Below are 7,005 nucleotides of genomic sequence, written 5' to 3' on the forward strand. Positions count from 1 at the left end.
CCCGCCCATTTTCTGATTTTTGATGAATATGTCGCCTTTATGGATATGCTTGGCCGCGATGCCATGCAAGTCATGTCCAAACTCAAGCAGATTGTCATGCTTGGGCGCCAAGCTGGCTTCTTTCTCGTGTTGGCTTGCCAACGACCTGACGCAAAATATCTGGGCGATGGGATCAGAGACCAGTTTATGTTCCGTGTTGCGCTTGGGCGCATGAGTGAGTTGGGCTATTCCATGATGTTCGGCGAAACCAACAAGGACTTCTTCCAAAAACCAATCAAGGGACGCGGCTATGTTGACACTGGCGGTAGCGTGATCTCTGAATTTTACACACCACTAGTACCGCGCGGCTATGACTTCCTCACCGAAATTGGTGCCGCAGCCAATATCGTACCTGCAACCTCAACAGAACAGGAGGTGCCAAATGAGCACTGATGTCAAAATCGAAAACCGCACGCAATTCCTCAACGATTTTCACGAAAATGTACCTTTTCAGTCTGACGAAGACGCGGAAGACCAACTTGAATGGATGGCAATGCACGCCCGCGAGTATCCAGATTCAAGGATCTGGATGGGCGCTCCCGGCGGACTGACCGCTGATCACTTTCCGAAGCGCTTTTGGTTCAACGTCACTACTGACGACAATGGTGGCCTGATGATGACTTACACCAACGTCGCAGATGAAGGTGACGAGGAGTAATTTTATGGTAATCCGATCTCGTTCACCAGATCTAATGCAGCATCGCATGTGGCTTCATAAGTAACGTTCTCACTGTATACGTAGGCCACTCGGTACTTTTCCCAGCGCTGTTTCAATAGCACAGACCCACGCAACGCCGTGATAATCTCCACGTATCGCGGCAAAAGCGCCTCCGAGCCCCGAAGCTCAGCTGTCGCCTGCAACGCATCCTTTAAGACTTTGAAATTGATATTCTGCCGTTGCACCTTATCGAACAGATACAGGTCGTAGAAGTCTTTCATACGTGAATTAAGTTCTTGCCGAACAACCATGGACTCGAGTTTCTCGGCAAGAATGGTCTCCATATTGTAGGCCATAACCATGATGTCTTGGTCATTAAAGATTGTGTGATGATGCCATGAAATTTCTCGAGGCGTGATTATATCCCCCGTTGAAACATCAATCTTCGTATCTACGACGCTGTTGTAGATTTTTGCCTCGATATGAATGCGAAACCCGGCATAATCTGCCGCGACACGAATATCGTCAATCTTAGCTATTCTGATTGTCACGTCGCTGTCTGGCTCGTTCATATCAGCGATGTCCGTAAACACTTTGAGGATTTCCTCTTTTGTTACCGGTAGACCCTTAACCGAGGTGTCAACGTCACGCGTCGCTCGCGTATCAACACCTAGCATTGACGCGATTAAAAACCCGCCTTTGAGAATCAAGTTATCCCGGTAAGGAGAACGAGAAATACGATCCACAATCTCGTCTAATGCCACTTCTTGCATCAATATTTGGGGATCTATCTGCTTTTCTTTGGCAAGGTTACGCACCTTAGCCTTGAACTGTTGCCCATTTGAAAAACCGAGTTTCACAGTAGTACCTCCATGTAGTTGTTGATTTTTTCTCTAACTTTGAACAAATCTGCATAGCGTACAAGCCGCCCAATATCTTTTTGCTTGAGCCGCGAATAGCTGATCATCGCTTGACGGATCGTTTCCGAATCTGATGAATCACGCGTTCGCAATATGTCACAAAGGGTTCGCTCGATATTATAGACCCGAACCTTGTGTTGACCTGGCGACATCACTTCCTCAACCCCTAATTTGTGCCATTCTGCCTTTTGCCGATAGATTCGCACAGGAAACTCACCAAGTGAACTTGCATTATAGCCGCGAGGGAAATTCATTTGGTAGCGATCCGGTGTTCTATCGATCATATGATGCAAAAAGAGTGCCGTGTCTTTGTAGTAGATACCTTTGTTAAAACGATATTGAAGGATATACATGTCATCTTCAAATATCGCCGGGTCAATATACACCCCACGTCCTACTCGTTCTAGCTTGCCAAGGTTTGCAAGATCAATAAGCAGATGTGGATCTATGCCAAGCTTTCTAGCATCTGTGGTCGTTACCTGCCCATTATTTTGCTTCAAGAAGAATTCAATCAAATCTGACATTAAGTTCACCTCACGTTTCAAACATCATTGTACCATATAACGATGCTTGAAACGTGAAATCACAAATACGAAAGGAGCATCCATGAGAATACCAATTATCAATAATCAAAGTCGTTTTTAGGAAGACTACGGGGATACAATTATAGCTGGAACACCAGAAGGCGACGATCACTGGCTCGAACTCGTCGGTGATCGCACCATCTCGGGCAGGCCAGTCTACTCCTGGTTCACAGCTAACATGGCGCAAACTGGCATGCAGCTCACTTACCATAGCTGGGCGCACCATTATTAGAAGAATGCGAGAACAAGTGTTCGTTTCCAGAGCAGGATTGACGTATAATTAGCATTATTCTAAGTATTTACGATTCAGAATCGTATAAACACTTGTTTTTGTCAACCGTAAGGACTAGAATGTAACTATCACAACGATGAAAGGACTTAACCCTTATGGACTACAATCAAGAAGTCGTCGCTGCTCAAATTTCTGCGATGCGTTTTACGGACTCTGATATTGCACCAGACTATCAAGCTATCTCCACCGTTACTCACAATGGCCGTCATTTCTCAACTTGGGATCGTCGGTTTCAAATTTTGTGTGACAAACTGGCGAAGAATCCCCGCTACCAACAAATCATTATTCCTCGTGGTCTCTGGACTTTAGTGGCCATTCTTGATAAGGACGAATCAAAGTTATATGTCATGATGACTGATCAAAATTTATCTGCTAGGCGTCATGAGGTTGAATTGAAGGGCTTCTCCACCCACTACGTATACTCTCTTCTCTTTGTAAATGAAGGTCTTGAACCTGTTTCAGAACAACTAGAGATGATTCCACCACTTGACGATGACAAGCAAGAACATCGTATTAAGGACCTGGAAAAAATGCTTGGTGATTGGGTTGACCAAGTAAGCGAAGTACTTATTGGATCGTTCGAATACGGTCACGGTGAAATTATCGGCGGTTCGCTTAATCTATTTGATGACAATTACCGATTGGTTGACAGCGTTGATTTGAGCGAACAAATCCTCCACCCAATTGAACAAGGCGATGTTCAATCAAATCCAGATATTAAACCACAGCCGCAAGAACCTATCGTCAAGCTACGTGCAAAGCGTCGCTCACAAGAAGACAAAGAAAAGAAGTCCAACTCGGACGAAAAATAATATAATCACTAAAGGTGTGGAAGTACAATGAATTTTGAATTAAATGGTTCGCGTCTGCGTGAAGCAAGGCGTTATCGCCATATGACCATTGCTGATCTCGCTGATAAAGCATCAGTAACCAAGCAAATGATTTCTCGATATGAACGCGGGAACTCAACGCCTGGTCTCGAGGTCTTCCAAAAAATTATCCAGGCCTTGAAGTTCCCCTTAGATTATTTTACCACCGAAGACCAACTCGAGTTTCAGGATGGCGGCACCTTCTTTCGCAGCCGCCTTACCGCTACCCAATCAGAAAAACAGCCTAGTGAAACTTACAAGCGTGCAACGGCCATAGTCAGAGATTATTTTGGTGAATTCATAGATTTTCCAGAGCTGACCGACGATCAATTTGAAAACGATACTCCCCGACAGGCCGCTATCAAGCTTAGAAATCGATGGGGTTTGGGCGACTCACCTATTCCGAACATGATGCGACTATTAGAAACCCACGGTTTAATCGTCGCCGTGGTCGATTCTGGATCAAACAAGATTGACGCTCACAGTGGCTTCTACACAGTAGATGGCCGCTCATACTACATCGTACTTGTTGACAGCGCCAGCCACTCATTTTATCGTGAGCAGTCTACTCAAGCCCATGAATTAGGGCATCGCGTACTCCATGCAAATATCTTAAATCCTCAAGAACTAGATGCAGAAGACTACAGAACAATGGAAAAGGAAGCAAGTCAATTTGCTTCCGAATTTCTATTACCTGCCCAAGCCTTTGAAAAAACTCTTGGTACAGACAAACTTGATCTAAAACACTATGTTTTTCTTAAAAACCACTGGCATGTCTCGATTGCTGCGATGTTGTATCGTGCACGTGACCTAAACTTAGTAACCGCCGATGAATATCTAAAGCTTCAAAAAAAACTTAGTTATAGACAATGGCGAAAGGTTGAGCCGCTCGATCTAAATACTCCCTCTCCAAAACCTGTACTCCTCAAACAGTCACTTGATTTGCTTATGCAGCAAAACATCCTAGACCCCAGCGAATTAAGTCACGAACTTGGTATAAAATACGGAACGCCATTTCCTAACGAAATTTTGGCAGAAGTAATTGGAGTAGATTTAAGTCAATTCAGCGGTGAAATCGTCCAACTAAAGCCGCTGGTTAAGTAAGCAATACATCTCGCCCTGCCGCCACGCGCGGCGTGCAGCGCGAAAGCCGCAAGCGTGAGCAGCAGCGGTCGGCGCCAGCCGACCGCTTACCCCCAGTACTCTAACAGGGGGGTATTAAATACAACGTCTGTGCCTGAACACAAGGCAGAAAGCCTGATATGACAGGCTTAAATTGAATAGTTACAAAATGATGGATTGCACCCCGCATCCATCATTTTTTTGTCCAAAAATCAAAGGAGGCTAAAATGTGGTTTCTTGGCATGAACAAGTTAAGCTGCATCGCAAACAATTACAACTGACGCAAACTCAAGTCGCCCGACGCTTAGGTGTCACACGGATGCATTACGTCCAAGTGGAAAACGGTAAGACGAACCCTAGTCCTGCGCTGCAAATGGAAATCGACCGGCTGCTCAAGAACTGGAACGATGAACCGGAACTAACGCTGATGTTTGACTACATGCGCGTGCGGTTCCCGACCCATGACGCCAAGGCCGTGATTACCAAGATTCTCGGTCTGACCCCGGAGCACCTGATATTTGAGGAACACGGCTTCTACGGCTATTCGTCCATGTATATCTTCTCTAATATTCAGGTCATGGTGGCACCGGTTGGCTCCAATCTCGGCACGTTGGTTGAAATGAAGGGCCAAGGCTGCAGGGAGTTTGAAGGCATTCTGCTCAGCCACGGTGAAAACTGGTACGACTACTTTCTTCGGGTCGATGAAGCTGGCGGTATTTTCAAACGGATCGATATTGCAATTAACGACATGGTTGGCCTGCTAAGCATTCCAGAACTGGTCGATAAGTGTCTGAACAACGAGTGCATTTCTGTCATGAGATCGTTTCAAGGGTTGCAATCAGGCAAGCTCGTGGATCTCGATGAGGTTGGCCGAGGCAATACGCTGTACGTCGGCACGATGAAAAGCGACGTGTATTTCTGCATCTACGAGAAGGCTGCTGAACAAGCGGCCAAGCGCGGAATCTCGATTGCCGATACCCCAATCATCAACCGATTTGAGATTCGTTTGAAAAACGAGCGGGCAATTAAGGCGATTGAGAACATGCTGATAACCCGTGACGCTGAAAAGGTTGCGTTTGGTATCATCACCCGCTATATGCGCTTCGTGGATGAAGTCCCGGACAAAAGCCGCTTGAAGTGGCCGGTCAACGAACGTTGGGCATACTTCCTTGGCAAAGGACGCCAGCCGATTCGCTTAACCACCGATCCCCAGCCCTTTGACCTGAACAAGACCAAGGCGTGGCTCCAAAAGCAAGTCATGCCAACGCTCAAAGTCATCAAAGAAATCGACAACTACTTTGGCACCACTGACTTGCAGCTCATGATCAAGGACGCCGAGCTGACCGACAAACACCTCAAGCTGATTGAACAACAGACTGTTGGTAGCGAAGAGCTAGGAGGTGACATGTTTGGTCAATGACGTGCTGGCTTCCCACCCGCTGCGCGGTAAAGCATTCAAGGACTGTGTGCTGAACGTGTACGTCTACAAGGCAGCACTAGTCGGTGTCGTCGAGCACAAGAAGTACCGGCGTATCTGCGATATGAACAGTTTTGGCTTCACGGCACAAGACTACATCGCTTGGCGGCACCAGCAACAAGAACACCCGGCGGCGCTAATTGGCCGCGATGGATGTGCCTTGAACCACGGCGAGCTGCGCCGACTGCTTTATCAGACAGCCGAAGATTCAGGCTGGCCGGTCTTCGCTACACCGGTGGAAGACCTATTTTTCGATTAACCAACTCGGTCGCGATTGACCGTGACAAAACAATCGCAATTCAAAAAGGAGTGATGGTCACAAATTCAACTAAAGGAGTATCACCGCAATCAAACTAGACGTCATCTACAATCGCGAGTGTCTGGAAGGCATGGCGGACTTACCGACATCCTCCATCGACATGATCCTGTGCGACTTGCCGTATGGCACCACAGCCAACGCTTGGGACAAGGTGATCCCGTTTGAATACCTCTGGGGTCAATACGAACGGCTCATCAAACCCCAAGGCGCGATTGTGCTAACCGCAACTGAACGGTTCTCTGCGGACTTAGTGCAATCAAACCCAGCCTTGTATCGCTACAAGTGGGTCTGGATCAAGAATACCGTCACCAACTTCGTCAATGCTAAGAACCGCCCGCTATCCCGGTTCGAGGAAATTCTCGTCTTCTCAGAAGCGGGCACGGCCAATTTTGGCAACTCTCCTGATACCAAAGGCATGAACTACTTCCCCCAAGGGCTGCTCCCCTATAACAAAACCGTCAACTCGCGTAAGTACGAAAATTCCAATCAGTTACACCCGCGGAATGCGCCCGACACGTACACGCAAGAGTGGACGAACTACCCGTCTGACGTACTCAACTACAAGTCTGATCGCACCGGCTGGCACCCGACACAAAAGCCCGTCGATCTTTTTGCCTACCTCATCAAGACTTACATCCAACCCGGTAAAATCGTGCTAGATAACTGTATGGGTCTGGCACCACCGCGATCGCCGCAATGGACACTGACCGCCATTTCATCGGCTA

8 protein-coding genes and 1 pseudogene are annotated in these 7,005 nt (G+C 47.2%); 7 read left to right on the forward strand and 2 right to left on the reverse strand.

Annotated elements, in window-relative coordinates; all coding sequences use genetic code 11:
• Together FC75_RS10490 and FC75_RS10495 are read left to right on the forward strand one after the other, a co-directional pair.
• A pseudogene (locus FC75_RS10490) lies at nt 1-432 on the forward strand (ATP-binding protein); the annotation flags it as partial.
• Complete coding sequence (locus FC75_RS10495; protein ID WP_054665787.1) at nt 422-697, forward strand: hypothetical protein; 276 nt, start codon at nt 422-424, stop codon at nt 695-697. The pseudogene FC75_RS10490 and the gene FC75_RS10495, both read left to right, overlap by 11 nt.
• Before the next feature lie 2 nt (nt 698-699).
• On the opposite strand, the gene FC75_RS10500 is transcribed toward FC75_RS10495, so the two are convergent.
• Nucleotides 700-1,557 carry a nucleotidyl transferase AbiEii/AbiGii toxin family protein gene (locus FC75_RS10500; RefSeq protein WP_054665785.1) on the reverse strand — a complete coding sequence of 286 codons (858 nt, stop codon included), beginning with the start codon at nt 1,555-1,557 and terminating at the stop codon, nt 700-702.
• On the reverse strand, nt 1,554-2,141 hold the full coding sequence (locus FC75_RS10505) for a type IV toxin-antitoxin system AbiEi family antitoxin domain-containing protein (RefSeq protein WP_056989857.1): 588 nt from the start codon (nt 2,139-2,141) through the stop codon (nt 1,554-1,556). The genes FC75_RS10500 and FC75_RS10505 overlap by 4 nt, the downstream gene beginning before the upstream one ends.
• Nucleotides 2,142-2,588: 447 nt before the next feature.
• Here FC75_RS10505 and FC75_RS10510 point away from each other — a divergent pair, with 447 nt between their 5' ends.
• From FC75_RS10510 to FC75_RS10530, 5 genes are all read left to right on the forward strand, one after another.
• Complete coding sequence (locus FC75_RS10510) at nt 2,589-3,305, forward strand: DUF5986 family protein (RefSeq protein ID WP_056989858.1); 717 nt, start codon at nt 2,589-2,591, stop codon at nt 3,303-3,305.
• Nucleotides 3,306-3,332: 27 nt separating this feature from the next.
• Nucleotides 3,333-4,466: a helix-turn-helix domain-containing protein gene (locus FC75_RS10515; protein WP_056989859.1), complete on the forward strand. Its 1,134-nt coding sequence runs from the start codon at nt 3,333-3,335 to the stop codon at nt 4,464-4,466.
• Between the two features lie 247 nt (nt 4,467-4,713).
• Entirely contained in the window at nt 4,714-5,904 is a 1,191-nt protein-coding gene (locus FC75_RS10520; RefSeq protein ID WP_054665776.1) for an XRE family transcriptional regulator, read from the forward strand.
• Nucleotides 5,885-6,220, forward strand: a complete 336-nt coding sequence (locus FC75_RS10525; protein ID WP_235808741.1) for a hypothetical protein — start codon at nt 5,885-5,887, stop codon at nt 6,218-6,220. The genes FC75_RS10520 and FC75_RS10525 overlap by 20 nt, the downstream gene beginning before the upstream one ends.
• Before the next feature lie 130 nt (nt 6,221-6,350).
• A partial coding sequence (locus FC75_RS10530; RefSeq protein WP_235808742.1) for a DNA methyltransferase occupies nt 6,351-7,005 on the forward strand: 655 nt, incomplete at its 3' end.

Origin of the sequence: Lacticaseibacillus camelliae DSM 22697 = JCM 13995 (assembly GCF_001436615.1) — a bacterium.
GTDB lineage: Bacteria > Bacillota > Bacilli > Lactobacillales > Lactobacillaceae > Lacticaseibacillus > Lacticaseibacillus camelliae.

Coding starts and splice junctions, on each gene's coding strand:
- FC75_RS10495 (WP_054665787.1), top strand. CDS start 422: ATGAGCACTGATGTCAAAATCGAAAACCGCACGCAATTCCTCAACGAT.
- FC75_RS10510 (WP_056989858.1), top strand. CDS start 2,589: ATGGACTACAATCAAGAAGTCGTCGCTGCTCAAATTTCTGCGATGCGT.
- FC75_RS10505 (WP_056989857.1), bottom strand. CDS start 2,141: ATGTCAGATTTGATTGAATTCTTCTTGAAGCAAAATAATGGGCAGGTA.
- FC75_RS10515 (WP_056989859.1), top strand. CDS start 3,333: ATGAATTTTGAATTAAATGGTTCGCGTCTGCGTGAAGCAAGGCGTTAT.